This is a genomic window from Streptomyces zaehneri, assembly GCF_032248645.1.
In the GTDB taxonomy this organism is placed as follows: domain Bacteria; phylum Actinomycetota; class Actinomycetes; order Streptomycetales; family Streptomycetaceae; genus Streptomyces; species Streptomyces coriariae.
Genome location: NZ_JASTTJ010000031.1, coordinates 18,674 through 42,708, shown reverse-complemented (window position 1 = coordinate 42,708; position 24,035 = coordinate 18,674). Strand labels below are relative to the sequence as shown.

The following is a 24,035-nucleotide window of genomic DNA, read 5'->3' as shown; positions in this document are numbered from 1 at the left end:
TTCGCCGCCCTCGATCGGCGGCACCCCGTCATCCTGTGCCGGGCCGACCGCCGTCACCAGGGCCGTCGGGGGCAGCAGGCAGGGCCGTTCGGGCCCTCACACCGGGACCGTGATGACGGGGCAGTGGGCGTGGTGCAGCACTCCCTGGCTCACCGAGCCCAGCAGCATGCCCGTGAATCCTCCGCGCCCGCGGGTTCCCACGACCAGCCCCAGCGCGTGTTCCGAGGCGGCGGTCAGGGCCCCCACCGGGTGGCCGCGGACGACTTCGTGGTGCAGCTCCACCTCAGGGTGCCTCGACGTGCGGCCGGCGACCGTCTCGGACAGCACGCGACGGCACTCCCGCAGTGCCGCGTCCTCGTCCAGGACGCCGAGCAGCGGAGGATGCCACGCGTACAGGGCCCTGAGGGCCGCTCCGTGCAGCGCCGCCTCCTCGAACGCCAGGTCCACCGCCGCAGCGGAATGCGGGCTGCCGTCGACGCCGACCACGAAGTACGCGGGCTGCTCGGCGACCGGCTCCGGTTCCGGAACCACCACGACCGGGCAGGGGGCGTGGGCGGTGAGCGGGAGCGCCACGGACGCCGAGGTGAACATCTCACGCCGGGTGCTCAGGTGCCAGGAGCCCACCACGACCAGGGAGGCGTTTTGCGCCTCCTCGCGCAGCACCCACGCCGGCTCTCCCTCCGCCAGCGAGGTCGACACCTCCACCGTCGGACGCCGGGACTCGGCGAAGGCGACCGCCCCCTCGAGTATCCGGTCGCCCGCGCCGTGCAGCGCCGGGTTCCACTCCTCCCAGGACGCCCGCGCCTCCCCCGACCGGTATCCGCCGGTCGGCATGCCCTGGGCGTGGACGAGCCGCAGCGGCAGCCCACGCCGATCCGCTTCGTCGACGGCCCAGGCCAGGGCCGGCCGCTTCGAGGGATCGGGGTCGACACCCACCACGATCGGCCGACGGCCCTCCGCACTGGCCATGGCACCTCCGGTTGATCTCCGCGTCCGCCGGTTCACTGTCCTTCCAGCGTCGCCCTTGCCGTCGAGCGCCGCCACGCCACCGCCCAGCAGGCCGATGCGGGGCCCGATCGGTGCCGTTCCCGTGAGGGCCCCGCCTGCCGGGGCCGAGCGGCCCCGAGCATGTCAGCGACTGTCGCTCCCCTCCGTCGCGGGCAGGGCGGCACGGCCGGCCTCCAGCCGTGCCACCGGAACACGGAACGGGGAGCAGGAGACGTAGTCCAGGCCCGCCCCATGGAAGAAGTGCACGGACTCGGGGTCGCCGCCGTGTTCGCCGCAGACGCCGATCTTCAGGCCGGGGCGCGCGGCGCGGCCCTCGTCGACCGCGATCCGGATCAGCCGGCCCACTCCGTCGCGGTCGAGGGTCTCGAAGGGGGAGGTGGCGAAGATGCCCTTGTCGAGGTACGCGGAGAAGAACGCGGCCTCGACATCGTCGCGGGAGAAGCCCCACGTGGTCTGCGTCAGGTCGTTCGTGCCGAAGGAGAAGAACTCCGCCTCCTCGGCGATCCGGCCCGCGGTGAGCGCGGCCCGGGGCAGCTCGATCATGGTGCCGACGGGGCAGTGCAGGGGCACGCCCGTCTCGGCGGTGACCTCGGCGAGCACCCGCTCCACCTCCTCGCGGGCGAGCCGGAGTTCCTCGACCGCGCCGACCAGCGGCACCATGATCTCGGCCTCGGGGGAGCCCCCGGCCCTCGTCCGGGCCACGACCGCCTCGGCGATCGCCCGTACCTGCATGGCGACCAGTCCGGGCACCACCAGGCCCAGCCGCACGCCCCGCAGACCGAGCATCGGGTTCTCCTCGTGCATACGGTTCACCGCGTCGAGCAACTCGACGTCGTGCGGGTCCGGTCGCCCGCCCCGGGCCTCGGCCGCGGCGATCCGTACGGCGAGTTCGGTGTGGTCGGGGAGGAACTCGTGCAGCGGCGGGTCGAGAAGGCGAATGGTCACGGGCAGGCCGTCCATGGCCTCCAGGATGCCGGCGAAGTCCTGCCGCTGGAGCGGGAGGAGGGCCTCCAGCGCCCGGTCGCGTTCGGCGTCGGTGCGGGCCAGGATCATCCGCTCGACCAGCTTGCGCCGCTCGCCCAGGAACATGTGCTCGGTACGGCACAGCCCGATGCCCTGGGCGCCGAAGCGGCGGGCGCGGGCCGCGTCCTCGGGGGTGTCGGCGTTCGCCCGGACCTCCAGCCGCCGTACGGAGTCGGCCTGCCGGAGGGCGCGGGCAACCCCGGCCACCACGCGGTCGGACTCTTCGCCGGTCTCCAGATAACGCATGGCCGCAGACGCGACCAGGGGGACTTCACCCGCGTACACGGCTCCGACGGAGCCGTCCACCGAGATGACCGTGCCCTCCTCGACGACGGTGCCGTCGGGGGTGGTGAACCGCCGGGCCTCGGTGTGCACGGTGAGTTCCTCCGCGCCGCAGACGCACACCTTGCCCATGCCGCGGGCGACGACCGCCGCGTGGCTCGTCTTGCCGCCCCGGCTGGTCAGCACGGCCTCGGCGGCCACCATGCCGGGCAGGTCGTCCGGGGTGGTCTCCTGGCGGACGAGCACCACCTTCTCGCCGGCCGCGGCACGCCGTACGGCCTCGGCGGAGTCGAACACCGCCGCGCCGACCGCCGCACCCGGGGAGGCCGGAAGCCCGTGGGCGAGGGCGTCGCCGGTGACGGCGGTGTCGAAGCGGGGGAACATCAGCCGGGCGAGGCCGTCCCCGCTGACCCGGGCCAGCGCTTCCTCCGCAGTGATCTGCCCTTCGTCCACCAGCTCGGCGGCGATGGCGAACGCGGCTTCCGCGGTCCGCTTGCCGACCCGGGTCTGGAGCATCCACAGCGTGCCGCGCTCGATCGTGAACTCGATGTCGCACAGGTCGCGGTAGTGGCGCTCCAGGGTCCCCATGTGGTCGAGCAGCCGCCGGTACGCGTCCGCGTCCAGCCGCTCGAGATCGGCCAGCGGCACGGTGTTGCGGATGCCGGCGACGACGTCCTCGCCCTGGGCGTTGGACAGGTAGTCGCCGTACAGGCCCGGCCGCCCGGTGGCGGGGTCGCGGGTGAAGGCGACGCCGCTGCCGGAGTCGGTGCCCCGGTTGCCGTACACCATGCGCTGCACCGTGACGGCGGTGCCCAGGTCGTCCGGGATGTGCTCGCGCCGGCGGTACAGCCGGGCCCGTTCGCCGTTCCAGGAACGGAAGACCGCGAGGATCGCCAGGCGCAGTTGCTCGGCGGGGGACTGGGGGAACTCCTGCCCCGTCTCGTCGCGGATCAGCCGCTTGTACGTCTCGACGAGCCAGGCGAGGTCGTTCGCGTCGAGGTGCAGGTCGTCGGGGGCTTCGCGGGTCTCCTTGAGCAGGGTCATGGCCTCGTCGAACAGGGCCTGGTCGACCCCCATGACCGTGCTGCCGAACATCTGGACGAGTCGACGGTAGGAGTCCCAGGCGAAGCGGTCGCTGCCGGACGCCTTGGCCAGTCCGAGGACGGATTCGTCGTTGAGGCCGATGTCCAGGACGGTCTCCATCATGCCGGGCATGGAGAACCGTGCTCCGGACCGGACGGACACCAGCAGCGGATCGTCACGCTGGCCCAGAAGACGTCCGGCGGACTTCTCCAGGGCGGTGAGGTGCCGGGAAACCTCCTCCAGCATGCCCTCCGGTTCCGCGCCGGTCGCCAGGAAGGCCCGACACGCCTCGGTGGTCACGGTGAAGCCCGACGGGACGGGCAGGCCCAGCCGGGTCATCTCGGCCAGGTTGGCCCCCTTGCCGCCGAGCAGGTCGGCCATGTCACGGCCGCCCTCTGCGAACTCGTACACGTAACGGACCATGACGCCGGTCTCCTCGATCTCTCTGCGGAGGTCAGTCTGCGGACTCGGTACGCCTTCAGCGTCCGACGACCGCAGCGACCGGGACAGGTGCTGTCCGTCCCGTCCGGTGGGCCGACCGGCCCCCTTTCGGGACAGGGCCCGGTCTGCGGCCGGCGCCGACGGGCGCGGTGGCTCGCCCGGTTCCGCTTACGCCCTGGACTGGCGACCGTTACCGTGGCACATGATCGGACCGGTGGGTGTCCGTTCGATAAGCGGACCTGGAGGAACACAGGTGGGAAGCCCCGAGGAGGCCCGTGTACGGCTGCCTCAGCTCAGGCTGGACGAACTGCTGGAAGAGTTGCAGGCACGGCTGGACGCCGCGCGAGGCACCCGCGACCGGGTCCACAACCTGCTGGAGGCCGTGCTCTCGGTCGGCCGGGAGCTCGACCTCGAGCAGGCCCTGCACAGCATTGTCGAAGCGGCTGCGGTGCTCGTCGACGCGGAGTACGCCGCGCTGGGCGTGATCGGTCCTGACGGCAAGCGGCTGTCTGCCTTCCACACCATCGGGGTCACCGAGGAGCAGATCGCCGCGATCGGCCCCTACCCCGAGGGCCACGGCATCCTCGGAGAGCTGATCCGCCACCCGGAGCCCCTTCGGCTCGCGAAGATCTCCGAGCACCCGGCGTCGTACGGCTTCCCGGCGCACCACCCGCCGATGAACACCTTCCTCGGCGTCCCGATCCGGGTACGCGACCAGGTGTTCGGCAACCTTTACCTGACCGAGAAGCGGGGTGGCGCCCAGTTCGACGAGGAGGACGTCTCCGTCACGCTCACCCTGGCTGTCGCGGCCGGCGTCGCCATCGACAACGCCCGGCTGTACGCCGAGTCCCGGCTGCGCGAGCGCTGGCTGCGGGCGAACGCCGAGATCACCCACAGCCTGATGTCGGGTGGTGGGCGCACCGAGGTCCTTCGGCTGATCGCCGAGCGGGCGGGCGAGATCACCGAGGCGGCCCTGGCGGCGGTCGCCCTGCCCATGGAGGACACCGGTTCCCTCGCCGTCGAGATCGCCGTCGGACTGGACGCCGACGCGCACCGGGGGCTCGTCCTGTCGATGGACCGGAGCCTGATGGGACTTGCCTTCTCCGGAGCGGCTCCGGTCACCAGCGAGGACGCCGCTCACGACGAGCGAATCTCCCTGGAACCTCCGCGCTTCGGCGGACTGGGGCCCGCCGTGGCTGTGCCCATCGGTACCGGCGACGCGGGCGCGCGTGGTGTGGTGCTGCTGGCGCGGGAAGCCGGCCGGCCGGCGTTCACGGCGACGGAGACCGAGACCCTGCAGGTCTTCGCCGCGCAGGCCGCCGTCGCGATGGAGCTGGCGGAGCGCCGTCAGGACGCCGAGCGGATCGCCGTGCTCACCGACCGCGACCGCATCGCACGCGACCTGCACGACCTAGCGATCCAGCGGCTCTTCGCCACCGGCATGACGCTGCAGAGCGCGGGCCGCTTCATCGAGCATCCCGAGGCCTCCGAGCGTGTGGTGCGGGCCGTCGACGACCTCGACGAGACCATCAAGATCATCCGGTCGACGATCTTCGGCCTGCGTACCCGCGAGGGAGCCGACGGCACCGGACTGCGGGCCCGTGCGATGCGGGTCGTAGGGGAGGCGGCGCCGGTCCTGTCCTTCGCCCCCAGCGTGCGGATGGAGGGCCTGCTGGACACCGACGTGCCGAAGGAGATCGCCGATCACGTCGTGGCCGTCCTCTCCGAGGCCCTCACCAACATCGCGCGTCACGCCCGTGCCGACCGGGCCGAGGTGGTCCTCACCACCGACGGGCGCGAGGTGCGGTTGTCGATCACGGACAACGGCGTCGGCATCGCGCCCGAGGGCCGGCGCAGCGGACTGCGGAACATGGCGGAGCGGGCCGAGCAAATGGGCGGCCGGCTCGAACTGTCGAAACCTTCCGGCGGTGGCGCCTCGTTGCTGTGGCGTGTACCGGTGAAGGAAGGCTAGGCGGTCGGCGGCCGGGGACCGCCGGCTGCGGCGCGGCCGAGACAGGGCGACGCCGCACCCGGTGTGCGCGGCAGAGTGTCCGGCCGCGCACCTCGCCCCGGCGCGACGTCGTAGGCCGCCTGTCACCCGTCGAGGTACGTCGCAGCAGCTCACGCAGGTCACTCCGCACCGAGACGTGCGGAGAGGTGGCAGCGGACGTCGACGACTCCCTCGACGGCCCGCGCAAGGCGTTCGGCCACCGGTACCAACCGCGGGCCGTCCACCCATCCCGTGAGGGTCACGACGCCCTCGGTCACCTCGACCCGTATGTGGTCGGCGGACAGCGGGAACAGACGGTCGACGACCTCATGGCGCACCTCCTCGGTGAGCTCCTCGTCATCCCGCAGGAACACCTTGAGCAGATCCGAGCGGCTGACGACGCCCTGGAGCATGCCTTCGTCGTCGATCACCGGCAGCCGCTTGACGCTGCGCCGGGCCATGATGCGGGCCGCCTCGGCCAGGGTGGTGGTGCCGTGCACGGTGATCGCCGGACTGCTCATCAGCTCCTCGGCGGTCACCGCGCCGGCCTTGGCCAGGTCGGACAGCCTCCGCTGCTGGGTGAACCGGTCCGGATCGCTGTCCCGGAACTCTTCCTTCGGCAGCAGATCCGCCTCCGAGACGACGCCGATGACCCGGCCCTCACCCTCGAGCACGGGGAGGGCGCTGACCTTCCAACGCTCCATGAGCTGGACGATGTCCTTGAACAACGCGTCGCGGCCGACCGCGACGACGGCGCGTGTCATCACGTCGCTCACGGCGTGCGGGCTGCTGTGCATGGTCTCCTCCTCGAAGGGTCGGATGAGGCCGAGACGCCGGCCGAGCCGGAGCCGCGCCCCGCGTCGTCGATGATGGCCGCCTGTCCACGCGTGGCGTCGTCCTGGCCTCGCTCACGGCGCGTGCACCGACCACCGGGGCGATCCCGGCTGCCGTTCCGTTCCAGGACCGAAGGCGGCCCGGTCGCCGGCGCCCGAAAAAATCCGCGCCAGGTCCAAAAGGCCCCGCGCATACAGGACGGGAAGGGCGTCACCCGCTTCTCGCGGATCCTGATTGCGCGGTGCGCGACCGCCGTCGATCGCTTCTCCGCGTCTGCATCGCGCCCCTCCCGTCGTCTCCACCACACCACGCAGGCCCGCCCGGCCACCAGGGCCGATCGGCCCCGATCGGCCGGGATCGGCCGCGACGGTGGACACGACCAGCCGACGTCGAGCCCCTGGGACAGGCGACACAGCGGCGACCCGTTTCCCTCCGCTGCGACAGCATGGGCCGATCGGCCCCATCGGGGGCCGAACCGCCCCTCGTACCGACAGCCGGCCCGTGCGACGGTGGGGTAATGCCCCTTAGCTGTCCCAGGCAGTCCGACGGAAGGCGGTGGGGATGATGACACTCCCCTTGGTCGTGGGCGTCGACGGATCAGGCACGAGCCTGCTCGCGGTGGACTGGGCGGTGGACGAGGCTGCTCGGCACGGCCTCCCGCTCAGGCTGGTGTACGCGTCCCGCTGGGAACGCTACGAGAGGTTCGTCCCGACCGGCAGCCTCGGCCGGCCGTCCGAACGCGTGGTCGCGGAGAACCTCGTGGCCGCCGCGGCCGAGCGGGCCGAGCTGCGCAATTCCCAGGTGAAGGTCACCGTGGACGTGGTCCCCGACGACGCGGCGGACGCTCTCCTGCGGGAGGCGAACGACGCCTTCGCCGTGGTGACGGGATCGCGCGGCCGCGGTGAGCTGAAGGGCCTGCTCCTCGGCTCGGTCGGCCTGGCGGTGGCGGCCCGCGCGAACTGCCCGGTGATCGTGGTCAGAGGCGACAAGGCCGGTCTGGCCGGCTCGCACGGGCGGGTCCTGCTGGGTGCGGGAGAACCCGAAACCTGTGCCGAAGCCGCCCGCTTCGCCCTCCGGGAGGCCGAGGCGCGCGACTGCGGCCTCGACGTCGTCCGCGCCTGGCGCCGCCCCGCGCACGACAGCGCCGACGATCCCGCGCTCGCGGAGGAACCGGTGCGGCGGCACGAGGAGCGGGCCTCGGCCCTGCTGGACGAGCTGCTGCGGGACGGCGTAGCCGATCACTCCGCTGTCCGGGTGCGGCGGGTCACGGCCGAGGGCCCCGCCCACAGCGTCCTGGTGCGCCGCTCGGCCGCCGCCGACCTCGTGATCGTCGGAGCCCGGCGCGGGAGCGGGCACCTCGGGCTCCAGATCGGACGGGTGGCTCACACCCTGCTCCACCACGCGGACTGTCCGGTGGCGATCGTCCCGCGGACAGTGTGAGTGTTGTCCTGGCCCACGCCTGTCCGACCGCGCACAGGGGGAGTGATGATGGCCGCTCGGCCCCGTGACGTACTCGCACCCGCGCTGCGGGACATCGAGGCGGTCGTCCTCGACACCGACGGGGTGATCACCGAGTCGGCGAAGGTGCACGCGGCCGCCTGGAAGACCGCCTTCGACACCTTCCTGACCGAGCACCCGCCCGACGACTTCGCTCAGCGGCGTCCCTTCGACGCCGACGAGGACTACCTGCGGTACGTGGACGGCAAGTCCCGGCTCGACGGCGCCGCCGCGTTCCTGGCGTCGAGAGGTCTCGATCCGACCGAGGCGTTCGTGCACGCCGTGGCCGCGGACAAGGAGCGGCTCTTCACCGAGCGGCTGCGCGAGCACGGTGTCGACGCGTATCCCGGGACGGTACGGCTGGTGCGCGCGCTGCGCGGCGCCGCGGTGCCGGTCGCCGCGGCCTCCGCGTCACGGCACGCCCGCGAGCTGCTCACCGGAGCCGGCGTGCTGGACCTCTTCGACGCCCTGGTCGACGGAGGTGAGGCGGCTCGCCTGGGGCTGGTGGGCAAGCCGGGGCCCGACCTGTTCCTGGAAGCGGCGCGTCGGCTCGGTGTTCCGCCTGCTCGCGCCGCGGTCGTGGAGGACGCCCTGGCAGGCGTCGAAGCGGGCCGCCGCGGCGGATTCGCCCTCGTCGTCGGCGTGGACCGCGCCGACGGTCCGGACACCCGGCGCCGGCTCCTGCGCCACGGCGCGGACGTCGTCGTGACCGATCTCTCGGAGTTGCTCGTCGAGGGAGCAGGGCGATGACGGGCCGGACATGGGAGTACGAAGGCTACGACCCGACGGACGAACGCTTGCGGGAGTCGCTGTGCACGCTGGGCAACGGGTACTTCGCCACCCGCGGGGCCTTGCCGGAGTGCACGGCGGACGACGTGCACTATCCCGGCACCTACGTCGCCGGCTGCTACGACCGGCTCACCACGGACGTCGCGGGACGCCGGGTGGAGAACGAGGACATGGTCAACCTGCCGAACTGGCTGCCCCTGCGGTACCGCCTCGCCGGGCAGCAGTGGCTCAGCCCTGACACGGCCGAGGTGCTCGGCCACCGGCAGGTGCTGCACCTGGACTCCGCACTGCTGGAGCGCAGTACGCGGTACACGTTCGGCGAGGGCCGCTCGCTCACCGTGCGGCAGCAACGTCTCGTCCACATGGCCGACCCCCATCTGGCCTGCCTGCGCACCGACTTCAGGGCCGAGGGCTTCTCCGGAGATCTCGAGGTCGAGGCGGCTCTCGACGGCGGCGTCACCAACGCGGGGGTACCGCGCTACCGGGAACTGGACGGCCACCACCTGACCCACGTGCACACGGGCAGCGCCGCGCCGGACACCGTGTGGCTGCGCTGCCGGACCCGCACCTCCGACGTCCGGATCGGCATGGCGGCCCGGCTGACCGCCGACGTGCCCGTCGTCACCGGCCGGCACGCGGGAGCGCGCGCCAGTCAGCGAGTGCGCCTGGGCCTGCTGCCGGGCCGTACGGTCACCGTCGACAAGACCGTCGCTCTGCACACCTCCCGCGACCCGGCGATCAGTGACCCGCTGGACGCGGCGATCCAACGGGTGGGCGCGGCACCCGCGTTCGACGAGTTGCTCGAAGCACACCTGACCGCCTGGGACCAGCTGTGGCGGAGGGCCGAGCTGGACGTCCCCGGCGAGGCGGGCCGCGTCCTGCGGCTGCACCTCTTCCACGTACTGCAGACCCTCTCCCCGCACACGGCGGACCTCGACGTCGGCGTCCCGGCCCGCGGCCTGCACGGCGAGGCGTACCGCGGCCACGTCTTCTGGGACGAGCTGTTCGTGCTGCCGTACCTCAACCTGCACTTCCCGGAAGTGTCCCGCGCCCTGCTCCGCTACCGTCATCGCCGACTGGACCAGGCCTGCGCCGCCGCCCGCGCGGCCGGCCGGCGTGGAGCCCTGTACCCGTGGCAGAGCGGCAGCGACGGGCGCGAGGAGACACAGCGGTTGCACCTCAACCCCCGCTCGGGACGCTGGCTGCCCGACCACTCCCGGCTTCAGCGGCATGTCGGCTCGGCGGTGGCGTACAACGTGTGGCAGTACTGCGAGGCCAGCGGCGACGCCGAGTTCCTGCACACCAAGGGCGCCGAGATGCTGCTGCAGATCGCCCGTTTCTGGGCGGACTCGGCGACCTGGGACGAGGAACTGGGCCGGCACCGCATCCGAGGCGTGATGGGCCCCGACGAGTATCACGACGCGTATCCCGGCGCGCGTGAACCCGGTCTCGACGACAACACCTACACGAACGTCACCGCGGCATGGGTGCTCACCCGCACGCTGGAGGTGCTGGGAGCCCTGCCGGAGCCCCGGCGGCGCGAACTCGCCGAGCGCACCGGCCTGGACGACGGCGAGCTCGAACAGTGGGAGGACGTCTCACGCACACTCCACGTGCCTTTCCACGACGGTGTCATCAGCCAGTTCGAGGGCTACGGCGGCCTCGCCGAGCTCGACTGGGAGGCCTACCGGCAGCGGTACGGCGACATCCGGCGGCTGGACCGGATCCTCGAGGCGCAGGGCGACACCGTCAATCGCTACCGGGCGTCCAAACAGGCCGACGTCCTGATGCTCGGCTACCTCTTCTCGCCTGCCGAACTCAGCTCCCTCTTCGGCAGGCTGGGCCATCACCTCGACGACGACGTCTGGCAGCGCACCGTCGACCACTACCTGCACCGCACCAGTCACGGCTCCACGCTCAGCGGCCTGGTCCACGGCTGGGTCCTGGCCCGGGCCCGGCGGGCGGAGGCATGGACGTACTGCCAGGAAGCCCTGCTCGGTGACGTCGCCGACCTGCAAGGCGGTACCACGGGAGAAGGCATCCACCTCGGCGCCATGGCCGGCTCCCTCGACCTCGTCCAACGCGGGCTGAGCGGACTGGAGACCCGCGCGGGCGCGCTGTGGCTCGACCCCGTACCGCTGCCGGAACTCTCGTCCTACGGCTTCTCCCTTCACTACCAAGGGCACTGGGGCGTCCGGTTGCGACTGGAGAGCGGCCTGCTGGAGGTGGCCGTGCCGCCTTCCGACCGTGCGCCGATCGACATCCGGCTGCCGGACCGCGCGGTCCGCGTGCAGCCGGGGGAGACGCGCCGGCTGCCGCTCCCGGGCCGAGGGGGCCGGACGGCCCCGTGAGAGGCCCTGCCGGCCCCTGACCGTGCGCCGGGTTCGGTACGACGCTGGAAGCGGATGACAGTGCTGTCGCTGGAGGTGCCGAGATGATTCTTCCCGTTGTCGCCGGAGTGGACGGATCCGCCGAGAGCCTGGCCGCCGCCGCGTGGGCGGCCCGCGAGGCCCGGCGGCGTGGCCAATGGCTGCACCTGGTGCACGTCTGGGACTGGCACCCCCGTCAGGAGCACGACGTGGCGGGCGCCGCTCAGCGGCACCTGGCCCGGCGTTCCCTGCGGCAGGCGGAGGAGCGGGTCCGAGCCGAGTGCCCGGACGTCCGCCTCTCCGACGAGCAGATGGAGGGCCCGGCCACCGCCGCCCTGCTGAAGGCCGCGGACCAGGCCGACATGATCGTCCTGGGCTCACGCGGCCTGAGCGGCTTCACCGGATTCCTCGTCGGTTCCGTCGCGCTCGGCGTGGTCGCGAAGGCCACCCGTCCCGTCGTCCTCGTCCGGGCCGGAGAGGAGGCGTCGGACGAACACGTGCCGACGGACGACGGCGACACCTCGACCGACACCGGATACCGGGACGTGGTGCTGGCCGTCGACCTCGCCGACGCCTGCGACGAGGTCATCGAGTTCGCCTTCGAGGCGGCCCGTCTCCGGCACGCGCGACTGCGGACCGTGCACGCCTGGCAGGCACCCGGCCCGCTCGGACTCGGAGCGGGTGACATCGCCTTGGTGGACGATCCCTGGCGGGGCGAGGAGTGGCTGGGCTTCCTCAAGGCCGTGCTCCAGCCGTGGCGCGAGAAGTACCCCGACGTGGAGGTCCGGGAGACGGTGGTGGAGGACAAGCCCACGACCGCGCTCGTACGGGCCTCGACCGGAGCGAGCCTCCTGGTCGTGGGCCACCGTCTGGACGAACGGCCCGTCGGCCCGCGCACCGGACCCGTCACCCACGCCGCGATCCATCACGTCGGCTGCCCCGTGGCCGTCGTACCCCATGTGTAGGCATCCCCGACCGCGCTGAGCCGCCCGTTCGTCGAAGGCCGGGCGTCAGCCCGGCCGGACGAACGGGACGACGGCCATGACGAGGCCGACGGCACGCGGCCGTACGTCACCGAGCCGGGCAGCCGGGTTCCCCGGTCCTCGGAAGCATGCGAAGTGAAGGGGGGAGCCGTCATGAGCGGCCCCGTACTGGTGGGAGTGGACGGCTCGGCGACGAGCATGGCCGCGGTGGAGGCCGCCGCCCGTGAGGCGGACCGTCTGGGGGTGGAACTCCAGCTGACGCACGCCTTCGACTGGTCGGCGACCCGTGTGCCGCCGGGTGTGGCGCCCTGGGATCCGGGCGGGGCACGGGTGCATGACGTGACGAACAGCGCGCTGACGGAGGCAGAGCGCCGGGCCCGCAGCGCCGCTCCCGGGCTGAGCGTCACGCGCACGGTCCTCATGGGTGAACCCGTGGCGGTGCTGGAGACCGAGTCCCGCCGGGCGTCGCTCACCGTCGTCGGCAGCCGGCCGCCGAGCCGGTCCGCGGGCAGGCGACGCGGCTCCCTCGCCGTGCGGTTGGCCGCCCATGGACGCTCTCCGGTCCTGATCGTGCGGGGCAGACCGGACCCGGCCGGTCCCGTCGTGCTGGTCGGCGACCACGGGAGGGCCGGCCGGGCGGCGGCCGAGTTCGCCTTCGCCGAGGCGTCCGCCCGCGGCACGGACCTGGTGGTGCTCAAGGGCTGGGACACGCGGACGGGGAAGTCCCGGAACGGGTTCGCCGACACGCTGTCCGCGCTGCGCAAGAGCTACCCGGACATCGTCGTGCGCCGTCCTCGTGTCCGTGGGGGCGTCCGACGGGCGGTCGTCGAGGCCGGCGCACGCGCACAGCTCGTCGTGGTCGGCATGAACGGCCGTGTCGGCCGGACGGGCGCGTCGCCGACCCGGTTCAGCCGAGCGGCGCTGCGGCACGCCGACTGCCCCGTGGCGGTGATCCGCGCGCAGGGTGAAGCCCCATGACGAGGCCGAGGCCGAGACCGAGGCCGGCGACGAGGTGGTCGGGCACGGCCACCGGGGACGTCATGGCGATCAGCCACTCTCGCCGCGCCGGCGCGTTCTCGGGGAGCCGACGGAGCCGGCCTCGCTCACGTGGCGAGTCCGGCACGGCGAGACGCTCCGGGCTCCGGTTCCGCCTGACTGTCGTCGACCCGGTGGCGCAGGTCGGCGCGGACGTCGACCACCCCGTCCACGCCTTGGCAGAGACGGACGACTACGGGGACGAGCGACTTGCGCTCGACCGTGCCCTTCAGTGAGACCCGTCCGTCGACGACGCGCACCTCGATCCCGTCGGGGGTGATGCCGAGAGTGCGCAGGAGCACGTCCCCGGTGATCTCCTCCCGGATCGCGCTGTCCCCGCGCAGGAAGACGCGGAGCAGGTCGGCCCGGCTGATCACGCCGACCAGCGTGCCTGTCTCGTCGACCACCGGCAGCCGCTTGACGTGGTCGCGTTCCATCACCTGGGCGGCCTCCACTGCGGTCCACTGGGGCCTGGCGGTCACGACAGGGCTGTTCATCAGCCCCTCGGCCGTCGCGGCCTCGGCTTTCGTCCTCGACGTGGGTGCGAGGTGCGGCGAGGGCGGCAGGCCGACCGGGTCCAGGTGAGAGGCTTCCTTGCGCAGCAGATCCGCCTCGGAGACCACGCCCACGGGGTGTTCGTCGTCGTCCACGACCGGTACGGCGGTGATGTCGTACTCGGCGAGCAGTTTGGCGATCTCCTTGAAGCCGGTGTCGCGGCGCACTCGGACGACCGGTGCGGTCATGAGGTCGCTCACCATTCGGTGCCACATGGGCTCCCGCCTCCTGATGTCGTGTGTCTTCCTCCTTCCACTCTCCGCCTGCCATGCGGCTGCCGCATGGGCCGGTCGGCCCCTTCCCCGCGGAATCGCCGGGCCGCCGTGCGTCCGCCCGTCCCGTGTCCGGCTCCGTCACGGGGCCCGAACCGCACGATTCCCACCTCGGGACCGACACGGGGAACGCGTCGGCGCACTGGTCTCACGCTGCCGACCGAGCCCGGCCCGCGCGGCCGGAGGCGCCGTCCGGCGGATCGTCGCGGTCCGCGCCTCACCGCGTGGCGGGGCTTCCCCTGAGGTCGCGTCCGGTGACGATCTCCGACTCGATACGTACGAAGACGCCGTCCTGCACGGGCATCCAGGAGCGAGGGCCGGTCTGCGACAGCCGCGCGTGCTCGGCAGGATCCGTCACCACCGTGGCCCGGCCGGTGACGACCACACTCCACCCCGACCGGGTCGCAGGGTGGTACTCGTCCGCCTCGAAGGCGACCACGACGCCGTCGATGGCGCGGACAAGGTCGGATCCGGCCGAGGTGGACAGCAGGACAGCGGCATCGGAGTCGAGGGCGAAGTTGACCGGGAGGACGGCGGGCAGGGCCTGCCGGGTGTACACCACCCTGCCGACCGGTGCCTTGGCCAGCAGACGTAGGCACTCCTGCCGGTCGATGGCGCGCATGGAGTCGTTCTGGAACATCGGTCCATGGTCCCCGTGGCCGTAGTGCGGGGGTAGGGCCGGTCGGCCCCCGTCCGAGCCCGGGACGTCCGTCCGTCGGCAGGGACTCATGGCCCATGTCGTCGGTGTGTCCTGACGCGGACGGTATGCCCCGGTGCTCTTCCGGCTCCACGCCCTGAGCGCCCTGCTTCTCCTGGCGGCCAGGCCCTTCACACGGCTGGTCCACATGCTCACCGCACCGCTCGGCCCCCTGACCCGCCCGTGCACCGTCTACCGCGGCCGGGTGGGGTCCTGAAGAATCTCGCCGGAGTCGCGGTGTCGAACCGCCTTCGGTGGCCCGGCCTCGGTCGGAAGGGTTCCTGAACCGCAAGGAACGCAACCGGGGCGCCCGGGACGGCGACAGGTCCTGGCCGCATGGCATGTTCCACATGAAAATGCCGGAGCCATCGCTTCCGGTCGTTCCTTTCCGTAGCCTCAGGAGTATCTGAACCACCGCGCGCCGCACCGCACTTGATTTGCGTCAGCCGACAACGCGCCGAAGGGGCAACGGTCATGGCCGTCGAGACCGAGGTTCTGAACGAACTGCACCGGCTGCGTACCCGCATACCGGAGCTGACGGGGGCGTTGGCGGCCGGTGCCGACGGTCTCGTGCTCGCCGAGGACATGCCGGACGTCCAGCCGGAGGGGCTGGCCGCGCTCACCGCGGCGGCGCTCGGCGTGGGGCGCCGGATGGTCGACCTCGCCGACCGCGGCGAGTTCCGCGAACTGCTGGTGCGCGGGGCCGGGGGCTACCTCGCGACGTACGCGGCCGGGCCGTCGGCCGTCCTGACGCTGCTCGCCGACGACCGGGCCAACGTCGGCCGTCTGCACCTGGAGGGGCGGCGCGGCGGCGCGCGCATCGCCGCGTTGCTGGCGGCGCGGTCCAGGGGCGTCGGGCCCGTCGTCCATGGCGGCGAGCCACCGGCTCCGCAGTTGCGCGGCCGGATCCTCGGCGCCCTGCCCATACGTATCCCGCCGCAGTCCCGATACGAACCCTGACGGACTCCGGAGGGCTCCGCAGGACTCGTGCGGACTCGGCCGGACTCCGGCGGGGGCGCCTACGAACCGGTGGCCCGGCCGCGGCGTCCGCCGGCCCCGCGCCGTCGGCCGCCACCCCGCTCCGGGCCCGCACCCGCTCCCGGCGAGGGGGCGCTGAACCCGCCGGGGACGAGACGTGGTGGCCCCGCGGTCGACGTCGCAAACCCGGAGGGAACCGGACCTGTACCCGCTCCCCGGCCCGCCTCCGCGCCCGTGCCCGTGCCCGGTGCCGGGTCCGGAACGCGCGGCGGTGGCGGCGCCGCACGGGTCAGTACGCGTGCGTGAGGCAGCAACGGGGCGCAGGCGGCGCAGACTTCGCTGAGGGTCCACACCTGGCCGACCGCCGGGTCGTGCCGCAGGACGAGGACGACGGAGCCGGCGCAGGCGACCCGGGTGCCCTCGTGCAGCGCGCACCGCTGGCGACGGCACCAGCAGGCGGCGTCGTGGTGCACCGCCGCCGCTCTGGCGTGCGCGGCCGCGTGGGCCACCGCGAAGCGGCGCAGGGCCGCGAGGTCCCGGGAGCGAGGCGGCATCACGCACGGCGAGGAGCAGGTGACCGACGCGGTGCGGTCCCGGTGCCCGACCACACGGATCGTCCAGCAGCGGCCCGGACGGCGGGCCGATGGGGCGTCAGGGTACATAAGAGCCAAAGCACATGTCCTTCGTGGGGGAGGGCGGTGAGCGAGTGGGGGAGCGGTCCGGCAGTGGTCCCGCACGGCCCGGCGGAAGTGACCTCGCTCACAGCATGCCCGGGGCCCCCGCGGACCATTCGCGCTGTGCCCGTCCGGCCGACGCACCGCCTGTCGGTCCGTACCCCTAAGCTCCCCCCATGAGCACAGCGGAACCCCACAGACGCGTCGTCGACGGCCGTTTCGAGCTGGTCGGGCGCAGCGCCCACCTCAGGGCCGATGTGCGGGCCCGGGTGATCGAGACCCACCCGCGCGACGACGGCTGACCCCCGGCCGCCGGTTCGCGCGCTCGCGCTATTCGCGGGTGAAGGTGCCCAGGCCGGTCTCGTCGAACGCCTCCACGGTCACCCGGGTCGCCTTGCCGTCGCGGTCGCCGTGGAAGGTGACGCCGGACAGTCCGACGGCGTTCTCGCCGACCGTCCGGAAGCTGAACGTGTCCCCGTCGTAGTGGGTCAGCCGGAACGTCGTCGGCTTCGGGCCCAGCCGCATGGTCAGTTCGCCGCCGGACGCGGAGACCGTGAGCGGACCGTAGAAGCTGTTGGCGTACGTCCCGGTGTAGGCCGCGTCGGGGCGGGCGGCGGCCGCGCCGGCGGGCGGGTCGGTGTAGTCGGTGGGCGAGATCTCCGCCTGTTCCTGCTGCGTGTAGACCTTCCCGATCAGGTCGACCCAGTCGGCCGTGGCCTTCCCGTGCTCGGCGGTGTCGAAGAAGCCCTGCGCGATGGCGTCGGGAAGCCCGAGCGGCTTGCCGTTGGTGAGGACCACGATGCCCAGCTGCTCCGCGGGAAGCATGGTGACGTTGGTGTTCGCACCGAGGGCGAAGGCACCCGAGTGGCTCAGGCGCAGGCGGCCCAGGTCGTCGTAGCCGACGTTCCAGCCGAGGCCGTAGAAGCCCGTGCGGCCGGCCGGCGCCTGCGGGGGATTGGAGACGATCGCGGGGAGGTGGGTGCGCTCGAGCTGCTCGGCCGGGATGATCTGCTCGCCGTCGAGCTTGCCGTTCGCCAGCTGGAGGCGCAGCCAGCGGGACATGTCGCGGGCGGATGAACTGGCCCCGCCCGCCGGTGACTGGGCGTCGGCGTCGCGCACGTACTGGGCCCGCCAGGTGCCGTCGGGGGCCTTCACGTGCAGGTCGGCCCGGTTCTTCGCGGCCTCGTAGTCGGCGAAGAGGGAGCTGGTGGAGTCCATCCCGGCGGGCTTGTACAAGGTGTCCTCGGAGAGCTTCTCCCAGGTCGTGCCCTCGGCGTCCGCGACCGCCTGACCGGCCGCCGTCGGGCCGTAGTTGGTGTAGGCGTAGGAGGCGCGGAACGGGGCCAGTGGCTCGTACCGGAGGTGGCCGAGGATGTAGTCGCGGTCGTAGCCGAGGTCCTCCAGCAGATCGCCCGAGTGGTCGGGCAGGCCGCTGCGGTGGGCGAACAGATCGGCCACCGTGACGTTCCGCGTCACCCACGGGTCCTTGAGGGCGAAGCCGGGCAGATGGGGGGCCACGGGGTCGTCCCAGCCGATCTTCTCGTCGCCCTCGCCCACCGCTCCGGCGACGACGGTCGACGCCAGCGGCTTGGACAGTGACGCCAGCTCGAACACCGTGTCGGGGTCGATCCGGGCGGGCCGGCCTTCGTGGCGGACGCCGACGCCCTTCAGGTACACGACCCGGTCCTTGTACACGACGGCGACCGCGACCCCGGGCACGCCCGTCCGCTCCATCCCGTCCCGCACGATCCCGTCCAGCTTCCCCACGGCCGCGTTCACCTCCGCCGTCGTCAGCTGCGGAGGTGGCTGGGGCGGGGGAGCGGCGGCGAGGACACCGGGGACGAGCAGGAGCGCGGCCACCGTCAGGGCCGCCGGGGCCTTGGCCCGGTGGCGTGTCGTCGTCTGTCGAACACCCATGCAGACCATTGAACGCCTCGCCGGGAACGGTGTCCTGCCGAGTCAGGTGCGCGACTCGGTGACGGCGGGCCCGCCCACGCTGCTCGCAGGGCGCTACGGCACCGCACCGCACCGCCCCGTGCCCGCTGCCCGCGTACCAGCGCAGGTAACGCGAGGCGGAGATGGCCGAGGTCTGTCTGCGGGACACCGACCGCGACCTCGCGGCCCGCCGGCGACCGGCGCGGTGCACGGCCACCCGCGCCGCACCACCACCCGCGCCGCGGGGCGGCCGTGTTCAGTGCGGGAAGGCGCGCGGCTGCCGGAGCAGGGGGAGTTCGTCGCGGAACTCCTCGATGCGGGAGCTGATCTGGCGCATCAGGACGGTGTCGGCGAGGCGGTCGAGGTAGAGGTTGTGACGGGCCAGGCCGGGCGCGTCGACGCAGAAGTACAGCGCCATGAGCGGATTGACGAACAGCTCGCTGTCCTTGGTCCGCTCGGTGAACCGGACGTTGCCGAAGGCGCCGCGTACGGCGGCGGCGACGGAGCCGTTGACGATGCTCGGGTGGCCCGGGGTGTGGGCCTGGGCGTCGGCCACGGCGTCCAGGTAGAGGGCCCCCTCGGGGCTCCGGTGCGGCAGGGAGAACGCGCCGAGGTAGGCGCCGGCGCGGTCCAGAGCGGCCAGGTTCTCCAGGACGAGGGAGTGGTTCACCCCGTGGTGGGCGTCCACGCCGAAGCCGAGACAGGCCACCAGCCGGTGGGGGACGTCGTCGAGGCTCTCCACGGCGGCGAGGCTGGCCATGTCCTCCTCGGGCGTGCCCAGTCCGTGCTCGTCGCCGCGCATCAGGATGTCGGTCCCGCCGTCCACCAGGACGACGGCGTCCACCCCGCCCAGGTGGTCGAGGAGCGCCCGGTAGGCGGCACGCAGGGGTTCCACTCCGGTGCGCGGGAAGGCGTACACCGTGGCCGGGAGGTCGTGCCGGTCGAGCCAGCGGGACAGGGTGCGCTCGGGGAAGTAGTCGCCGCGGGTGGGGATGTCGGGGCGGATGGCCGCGACGTCCGGCTGGAGCCAGACCTCGGAGGGCAGGCCGTACAGGTCGGCGAAGGAGAGGTTGGCCAGATGGACCTCCTTGCCCGCCGAGCGCAGGGCGAGCGCCAGCGGAAGGCCCGCGTACACGTCGAAACCGCCGCCCGCACCGGCGATCAGCACCCGGCGCGCGTCGCGCAGCCGGGTGAAGAGGGGAGGCTCATGGAGGGTGAACACGCCGGGACGCTAACAGGCGTCGATCGCGCGGCCCAACAGGATTTCGTCAACCACCCTGAAATTTGGGTGAGTTGGGGTTCGGTCGACCGTGGCCGGAGTGGCCCGGCACGGCGGCCGCGGTCGGCCGGACCCCGCGCCCGGGACTACGCGCCGCTCGCCCGCAGCATGTCCTCACGCTCGACGATCTTCACGCGCTCGCGGCCCTGCGGCTCGCCCAGCGCCTTCTCGGCGGCGTCCAGCTTGTACCAGCCCTCCCAGGTGGTGAAGCGGACGTCGCGCTCGGCGAGGAACGTCTCCACGGCCTGCGGCTCGGGCGAGGCGGGCGTGTGCAGACGGCCGTTCGCGTGGTCGGCCAGCAGGTTCGACACCGTCTCGTTGGCGTCGCCCTTGGTGTGGCCGATGAGGCCGACCGGACCGCGGCGGATCCAGCCGGTGACGTACGTCGACTGCATGTGCTCGCCGGACTCCTCCATGACGCGGCCGCCCTCGTCCGGGACGGTGCCCGAGTCGAGGTCCCAGGGCAGCTTGGGGAGCTTGTCGGAGAGGTAGCCGACGGCGCGGTAGATCGCCGTGACGTCCCAGTCCTTGAACTCGCCGGTGCCCTTGACGTTGCCGGTGCCGTCGAGGGCGGTGCGCTCGGTGCGCAGACCGACGACCTTGCCGTCCTCGCCGAGGATCTCGGCCGGCGACTCGAAGAAGTGCAGGAAGAGCTTGTGCGGGCGGCTCCCGACATCGCGGATCGCCCAGTTCTCCAGCGTCTTGGCGACCATGTCGGCCTGCTTGTTGCCGCGCCGCGTGGCGATCGAGCCGTCGTCGTAGTCGATGTCCTCGGGGTCGACGATGACCTCGATGGTGGGGGAGTGGTCGAGCTCGCGCAGCTCCATCGGGGAGAACTTCGCCTGCGCCGGGCCGCGGCGGCCGAAGACGTGGATCTCCAGGGCCTTGTTGGCCTTGAGACCCTCGTAGACGTTGGCCGGGATCTCCGTGGGCAGCAGCTCGTCCGCCGTCTTGGCCAGGACGCGGGCCACGTCGAGGGCGACGTTGCCGACTCCCAGGACCGCGACCTTCTCGGCCTCGAGGGGCCAGGTGCGCGGCACGTCCGGGTGGCCGTCGTACCAGGAGACGAAGTCCGCGGCGCCGTAGGAGCCGTCGAGCTCGATGCCGGGGATCGGCATGTCGCGGTCGGCCGTCGCGCCGGTCGAGAAGATCACCGCGTCGTAGAAGGCGCGCAGGTCGTCGAGGCTGATGTCGGTGGGGTAGTCGACGTTGCCGAAGAGGCGGACCTGCGGCTTGTCGAGGACCTGGTGCAGGGCGTTGACGATGCCCTTGATGCGGGGGTGGTCCGGGGCGACGCCGTAGCGGATCAGGCCGAACGGGGCCGGCATACGCTCGAAGAGGTCGATGGAGACACCCGGGTCGGCGGCCACATCGGACTTGAGCAGCGCGTCGGCGGCGTAGATCCCGGCGGGGCCGGCTCCGACAATGGCTACCCGCAGGGGGCGGGGCATGATCAGGTTCCCTTCGAGTGGCGACAGATCGACTCGGGGGAAGCCTAAACTAAGGCAAACCTTACCCGGTACGCGGGTCCGGTCTATGGACTCATAAGCATCATTTATGAGTGGAGTGGCGTCCGACTCGCCTCACGGCAGCGGCTGTTCGGCCCAGATGACCTTGCCCTTGGCGGTGTAGCGGGTGCCCCAGCGTTCGGTCAGCTGAGCCACGAGGAACAGACCGCGGCCGCCCTCGTCGGTCATCGCCGCGTACCGCAGGTGCGGTGAGGTGCTGCTGCTGTCGGCGACCTCGCAGATCAGGGTGCGGTCGCGCAGCAGCCGGACGCGCACCGGGGCGCTGCCGTAGCGGATCGCGTTGGTGACCAGTTCGCTCAGGATCAGTTCCGTCGTGAAGGACAGGTCCTCCAGATCCCAGCGCGCCAGCTGCCGCACCACGGCCGCCCGCACCTCGCCGACCGCGGCCGGGTCCACCGGCACGTCCCACTCGGCGACCCGGTCGGCGCCCAGCGCCCGGGTACGCGCGACGATCAGCGCGATGTCGTCGGCCGGGCGGGCCGGCAGCAGGGCGTCCAGGACGGCCTGGCAGGTCCCCTCCGGCGGACCGTCGAAGGCCCGCTCCAGGGCCGAGCGCAGCAGCTCCAGACCGGTGTCGATGTCCCGTTCCCGGTCCTCCACCAGCCCGTCGGTGTACAGCACCAGCGAGCTGCCCTCGGTCAGCTCCAGCTCGACCGTCTCGAACGGCAGCCCGCCCAGTCCGAGCGGGAGTCCGGCGGGCACCTCGAGGTACTCGACCCGGCCGTCGGGGTGCACCAGCGCCGGCGGCGGATGGCCGGCCCGGGCGATCGTGCAGCGCCGGGAGACCGGGTCGTAGATGGCGTACAGACAGGTCGCTCCGGAGACGGCCGCGTCGGTGCCGTCGTCCGCCTCGTCCTGGTCGATACGGGCCACCAGCTCGTCCAGCAGACCGAGGAGTTCCTCCGGAGCCAGATCCAGGGCGGAGAAGTTGTGCACCGCGGTGCGCAGCCGGCCCATGGTGGCCGCCGCGTGCAGCCCGTGGCCCACCACGTCACCGACGACCAGGGCGACCCGGGCCCCGGACAGGGGCAGCACGTCGAACCAGTCGCCGCCCACACCCGCCTGTGCCGGCAGATAGCGGTAGGCGATGTCCAGGGCGTTCTGTTCCGGCAGGGTGCGCGGCAGCAGACTGCGCTGGAGGGTGACCGCCATGCCGTGCTCGCGGGTGAACCGGCGCGCGTTGTCGATGGAGATCGCGGCCCGCGCCACCAGTTCCTCCGCGAGCACCACCTCGTCCGGATCGAACGGATCGGGCCGTTCCGAGCGCCAGAAACTGACCACGCCCAGGATCAGGGACCCCGCCCGCACGGGCACGGTGATCAGCGAGTGGATGCCGAACTCCACGACCTGCTCGGTCCGTTCGAGGTCCTGGGCGCGCCAGCCCGGCGCCTCGGCCAGACGGGCCTCCAGGACCGCCCGCGCCTCGCCGAGACTTCGGGCCTGCGGGGCGGAGTCCACGAACCGGATCCGCTCGCCCACCGCGTACAGCGGCGCGCCCTTGCGGATCGCGCTGACCGCCGTGCGGCGCAGCGTGCCCCGGGCCCCCGGCTCCTCGCCCTCCAGGACGGCGTCGAACAGATCCACCGACGCGAAGTCCGCGAACCTCGGCACGGCCAGCTCCGTCAGCTCCTCGGCGGTCCTGGTGACGTCCAGGCTGGTCCCGATGCCCACCCCGGCCGCGTACAGCATGTCCAGGCGCTCGCGGGCCGCCTCCGCACGGCCCGACAGGGCGCGCAGCTCCGTGGAGTCGCGCAGGGTGGCGACGCTGCCCGCCGGTCCGCCCGCCAGGTCGGTGGGCCGCTGGTTGATCGCCAGCAGCCGCTCCCCGACCAGGTGCACCTCGTCGGTGACCATCCGGCCCGAGGCCAGCAGTTCTGCGGTGTCCCGGTCGAGTCCCAGATCGAGGACCTGGCGCCGTTCGGCGTCCGGGGGCAGGTCGAGCAGGCGTTGCGCCTCGTCGTTGGCGAGCAGCAGATCGCCCTCGCCGCCGACGATGATCACGCCTTCCCGCACGGAGTGCAGGACGGCGTCGTGGTGCTCGTACATCCGGGTCATCTCGCGCGGGCCCAGGCCGTGGGTCTGGCGCAGCAGACGGCGGCTGACCAGTGCCGTGCTCGCCGTCGCCAGGGCCAGGGCGACCGCGGCGCTGCCGAGGACGAGCGGCAGCTGCCGGTCGGCGTTGCCGCCGACGTGCGCGGTGGTGATGCCGGACGACACCAGGCCGACCACCGTCCCGTCGGCCGTCTTCACCGGCACCACCGCCTGGACCAGCCGGCCGATGGTCCCGTTGACCTCCTCGACCACGATCCCGCCGTCCAGCGCCGGCTGGATGTTCCCGACGAACTTCTTGCCGATGCGGTCCGGTTTGGGATGCGTGTAGCGGATGCCGTCGGTGTTCATGACGACGAGGAAGTCCATGTCGGACGCCTTGCGGGCGGCCTCGGCCTTGGGCTGGAGCACGGCCGTCGGGTCGGGGGCGTTCAGCGCCTCGACGATGCCCGGCGAGTTGGCGAAGGTCTGCGCGACCGCGACGGAGCGGTTGCGGGCCTCCTGGGTGGTGTCGTGACGCACCTGGAGCAGCAGCGCCACCACGGCCGCCACGACCAGCAGCAGAACGATGACCACTTGGAGGACGAACACCTGCGCGGCGAGACTGCGCCCGCCCAGGGCGGACTCGGGCGTACGCCGGACCCGCGGGCCCCGGGGACGACGGGCCGGCCGGGCATCCGAGCGCCCCAGGAGTCGGACCATGTGCCATGTCTACACTGCCGGGCCGCGCGAG

General features: G+C 72.6%; 19 protein-coding genes. 9 read left to right on the top strand and 10 right to left on the bottom strand.

Annotated elements, in window-relative coordinates:
* Positions 1–96 precede the first annotated feature (96 nt).
* Complete coding sequence (locus tag QQM72_RS36165; protein ID WP_314225024.1) at positions 97–969, bottom strand: universal stress protein; 873 nt, start codon at positions 967–969, stop codon at positions 97–99.
* Between the two features lie 162 nt (positions 970–1,131).
* Positions 1,132–3,819, bottom strand: coding sequence for a pyruvate, phosphate dikinase (ppdK, locus tag QQM72_RS36160; RefSeq protein ID WP_314225023.1), 2,688 nt, complete (start codon positions 3,817–3,819; stop codon positions 1,132–1,134).
* 271 nt (positions 3,820–4,090) lie between these two features.
* Here ppdK and QQM72_RS36155 point away from each other — a divergent pair, with 271 nt between their 5' ends.
* Complete coding sequence (locus QQM72_RS36155; protein WP_314225022.1) at positions 4,091–5,809, top strand: GAF domain-containing sensor histidine kinase; 1,719 nt, start codon at positions 4,091–4,093, stop codon at positions 5,807–5,809.
* A 158-nt stretch (positions 5,810–5,967) separates the two neighbouring features.
* Here the strand turns inward: QQM72_RS36155 and QQM72_RS36150 are convergent, their stop codons facing one another.
* The gene (locus QQM72_RS36150) at positions 5,968–6,624 is read right to left on the bottom strand and encodes a CBS domain-containing protein (RefSeq protein WP_314225021.1); all 657 of its coding nucleotides are present in this window, start codon (positions 6,622–6,624) and stop codon (positions 5,968–5,970) included.
* A gap of 601 nt (positions 6,625–7,225) precedes the next feature.
* Here QQM72_RS36150 and QQM72_RS36145 point away from each other — a divergent pair.
* The 5 genes from QQM72_RS36145 (at position 7,226) to QQM72_RS36125 (ending at position 13,277) form a co-directional block, all read left to right on the top strand.
* Positions 7,226–8,101 carry a universal stress protein gene (locus tag QQM72_RS36145; RefSeq protein ID WP_314225066.1) on the top strand — a complete coding sequence of 292 codons (876 nt, stop codon included), beginning with the start codon at positions 7,226–7,228 and terminating at the stop codon, positions 8,099–8,101.
* Between the two features lie 48 nt (positions 8,102–8,149).
* Positions 8,150–8,908 (top strand): HAD family hydrolase, encoded by a 759-nt coding sequence (locus tag QQM72_RS36140; protein ID WP_314225020.1) that lies wholly within the window; start codon positions 8,150–8,152, stop codon positions 8,906–8,908.
* A complete protein-coding gene (locus QQM72_RS36135; protein WP_314225019.1) occupies positions 8,905–11,298 on the top strand; it encodes a glycoside hydrolase family 65 protein in 2,394 nt (797 codons plus the stop codon). The genes QQM72_RS36140 and QQM72_RS36135 overlap by 4 nt, the downstream gene beginning before the upstream one ends.
* Positions 11,299–11,381: 83 nt before the next feature.
* On the top strand, positions 11,382–12,281 hold the full coding sequence (locus QQM72_RS36130; protein WP_314225018.1) for a universal stress protein: 900 nt from the start codon (positions 11,382–11,384) through the stop codon (positions 12,279–12,281).
* Positions 12,282–12,452: 171 nt separating this feature from the next.
* A complete protein-coding gene (locus QQM72_RS36125) occupies positions 12,453–13,277 on the top strand; it encodes a universal stress protein (RefSeq protein WP_314225017.1) in 825 nt (274 codons plus the stop codon).
* A 125-nt stretch (positions 13,278–13,402) separates the two neighbouring features.
* Here QQM72_RS36125 and QQM72_RS36120 read toward each other — a convergent pair whose 3' ends face one another.
* Both QQM72_RS36120 and QQM72_RS36115 read right to left on the bottom strand, forming a co-directional pair.
* The gene (locus tag QQM72_RS36120; RefSeq protein ID WP_314225016.1) at positions 13,403–14,104 is read right to left on the bottom strand and encodes a CBS domain-containing protein; all 702 of its coding nucleotides are present in this window, start codon (positions 14,102–14,104) and stop codon (positions 13,403–13,405) included.
* A gap of 274 nt (positions 14,105–14,378) precedes the next feature.
* Positions 14,379–14,801, bottom strand: coding sequence for a pyridoxamine 5'-phosphate oxidase family protein (locus QQM72_RS36115; RefSeq protein WP_314225015.1), 423 nt, complete (start codon positions 14,799–14,801; stop codon positions 14,379–14,381).
* 133 nt (positions 14,802–14,934) lie between these two features.
* Between QQM72_RS36115 and QQM72_RS36110 the strand changes: the two genes are divergently transcribed.
* Both QQM72_RS36110 and QQM72_RS36105 read left to right on the top strand, forming a co-directional pair.
* Entirely contained in the window at positions 14,935–15,075 is a 141-nt protein-coding gene (locus QQM72_RS36110) for a respiratory nitrate reductase subunit gamma (RefSeq protein WP_399079904.1), read from the top strand.
* Positions 15,076–15,332: 257 nt separating this feature from the next.
* Entirely contained in the window at positions 15,333–15,818 is a 486-nt protein-coding gene (locus QQM72_RS36105) for a roadblock/LC7 domain-containing protein (RefSeq protein ID WP_314225014.1), read from the top strand.
* A 59-nt stretch (positions 15,819–15,877) separates the two neighbouring features.
* Here QQM72_RS36105 and QQM72_RS36100 read toward each other — a convergent pair whose 3' ends face one another.
* Positions 15,878–16,498 carry a hypothetical protein gene (locus tag QQM72_RS36100; protein ID WP_314225065.1) on the bottom strand — a complete coding sequence of 207 codons (621 nt, stop codon included), beginning with the start codon at positions 16,496–16,498 and terminating at the stop codon, positions 15,878–15,880.
* Between the two features lie 188 nt (positions 16,499–16,686).
* Between QQM72_RS36100 and QQM72_RS36095 the strand changes: the two genes are divergently transcribed.
* Positions 16,687–16,812 carry a hypothetical protein gene (locus tag QQM72_RS36095; protein WP_314225013.1) on the top strand — a complete coding sequence of 42 codons (126 nt, stop codon included), beginning with the start codon at positions 16,687–16,689 and terminating at the stop codon, positions 16,810–16,812.
* Between the two features lie 28 nt (positions 16,813–16,840).
* Here QQM72_RS36095 and QQM72_RS36090 read toward each other — a convergent pair whose 3' ends face one another.
* The 4 genes from QQM72_RS36090 to QQM72_RS36075 all read right to left on the bottom strand — a co-directional run bounded on the left by QQM72_RS36090 (position 16,841) and on the right by QQM72_RS36075 (position 24,004).
* Positions 16,841–18,436, bottom strand: a complete 1,596-nt coding sequence (locus QQM72_RS36090; protein WP_314225012.1) for a serine hydrolase — start codon at positions 18,434–18,436, stop codon at positions 16,841–16,843.
* Between the two features lie 265 nt (positions 18,437–18,701).
* Positions 18,702–19,667 carry a DUF1152 domain-containing protein gene (locus QQM72_RS36085; RefSeq protein WP_314225011.1) on the bottom strand — a complete coding sequence of 322 codons (966 nt, stop codon included), beginning with the start codon at positions 19,665–19,667 and terminating at the stop codon, positions 18,702–18,704.
* 143 nt (positions 19,668–19,810) lie between these two features.
* Positions 19,811–21,175, bottom strand: coding sequence for an FAD-dependent oxidoreductase (locus QQM72_RS36080; protein WP_314225010.1), 1,365 nt, complete (start codon positions 21,173–21,175; stop codon positions 19,811–19,813).
* Between the two features lie 132 nt (positions 21,176–21,307).
* The gene (locus tag QQM72_RS36075) at positions 21,308–24,004 is read right to left on the bottom strand and encodes a SpoIIE family protein phosphatase (protein ID WP_314225009.1); all 2,697 of its coding nucleotides are present in this window, start codon (positions 24,002–24,004) and stop codon (positions 21,308–21,310) included.
* Positions 24,005–24,035: the final 31 nt, after the last annotated feature.

Excerpts from the sequence above, each read along its gene's own strand:
- QQM72_RS36165 (WP_314225024.1), bottom strand. The coding sequence starts at position 969 with ATGGCCAGTGCGGAGGGCCGTCGGCCGATCGTGGTGGGTGTCGACCCC.
- ppdK (WP_314225023.1), bottom strand. The coding sequence starts at position 3,819 with ATGGTCCGTTACGTGTACGAGTTCGCAGAGGGCGGCCGTGACATGGCC.
- QQM72_RS36150 (WP_314225021.1), bottom strand. The coding sequence starts at position 6,624 with ATGCACAGCAGCCCGCACGCCGTGAGCGACGTGATGACACGCGCCGTC.
- QQM72_RS36145 (WP_314225066.1), top strand. The coding sequence starts at position 7,226 with ATGACACTCCCCTTGGTCGTGGGCGTCGACGGATCAGGCACGAGCCTG.
- QQM72_RS36140 (WP_314225020.1), top strand. The coding sequence starts at position 8,150 with ATGGCCGCTCGGCCCCGTGACGTACTCGCACCCGCGCTGCGGGACATC.
- QQM72_RS36135 (WP_314225019.1), top strand. The coding sequence starts at position 8,905 with ATGACGGGCCGGACATGGGAGTACGAAGGCTACGACCCGACGGACGAA.
- QQM72_RS36130 (WP_314225018.1), top strand. The coding sequence starts at position 11,382 with ATGATTCTTCCCGTTGTCGCCGGAGTGGACGGATCCGCCGAGAGCCTG.
- QQM72_RS36125 (WP_314225017.1), top strand. The coding sequence starts at position 12,453 with ATGAGCGGCCCCGTACTGGTGGGAGTGGACGGCTCGGCGACGAGCATG.
- QQM72_RS36120 (WP_314225016.1), bottom strand. The coding sequence starts at position 14,104 with ATGTGGCACCGAATGGTGAGCGACCTCATGACCGCACCGGTCGTCCGA.
- QQM72_RS36115 (WP_314225015.1), bottom strand. The coding sequence starts at position 14,801 with ATGTTCCAGAACGACTCCATGCGCGCCATCGACCGGCAGGAGTGCCTA.
- QQM72_RS36105 (WP_314225014.1), top strand. The coding sequence starts at position 15,333 with ATGGCCGTCGAGACCGAGGTTCTGAACGAACTGCACCGGCTGCGTACC.
- QQM72_RS36100 (WP_314225065.1), bottom strand. The coding sequence starts at position 16,498 with ATGTACCCTGACGCCCCATCGGCCCGCCGTCCGGGCCGCTGCTGGACG.
- QQM72_RS36095 (WP_314225013.1), top strand. The coding sequence starts at position 16,687 with ATGAGCACAGCGGAACCCCACAGACGCGTCGTCGACGGCCGTTTCGAG.
- QQM72_RS36090 (WP_314225012.1), bottom strand. The coding sequence starts at position 18,436 with ATGGTCTGCATGGGTGTTCGACAGACGACGACACGCCACCGGGCCAAG.
- QQM72_RS36080 (WP_314225010.1), bottom strand. The coding sequence starts at position 21,175 with ATGCCCCGCCCCCTGCGGGTAGCCATTGTCGGAGCCGGCCCCGCCGGG.
- QQM72_RS36075 (WP_314225009.1), bottom strand. The coding sequence starts at position 24,004 with ATGGTCCGACTCCTGGGGCGCTCGGATGCCCGGCCGGCCCGTCGTCCC.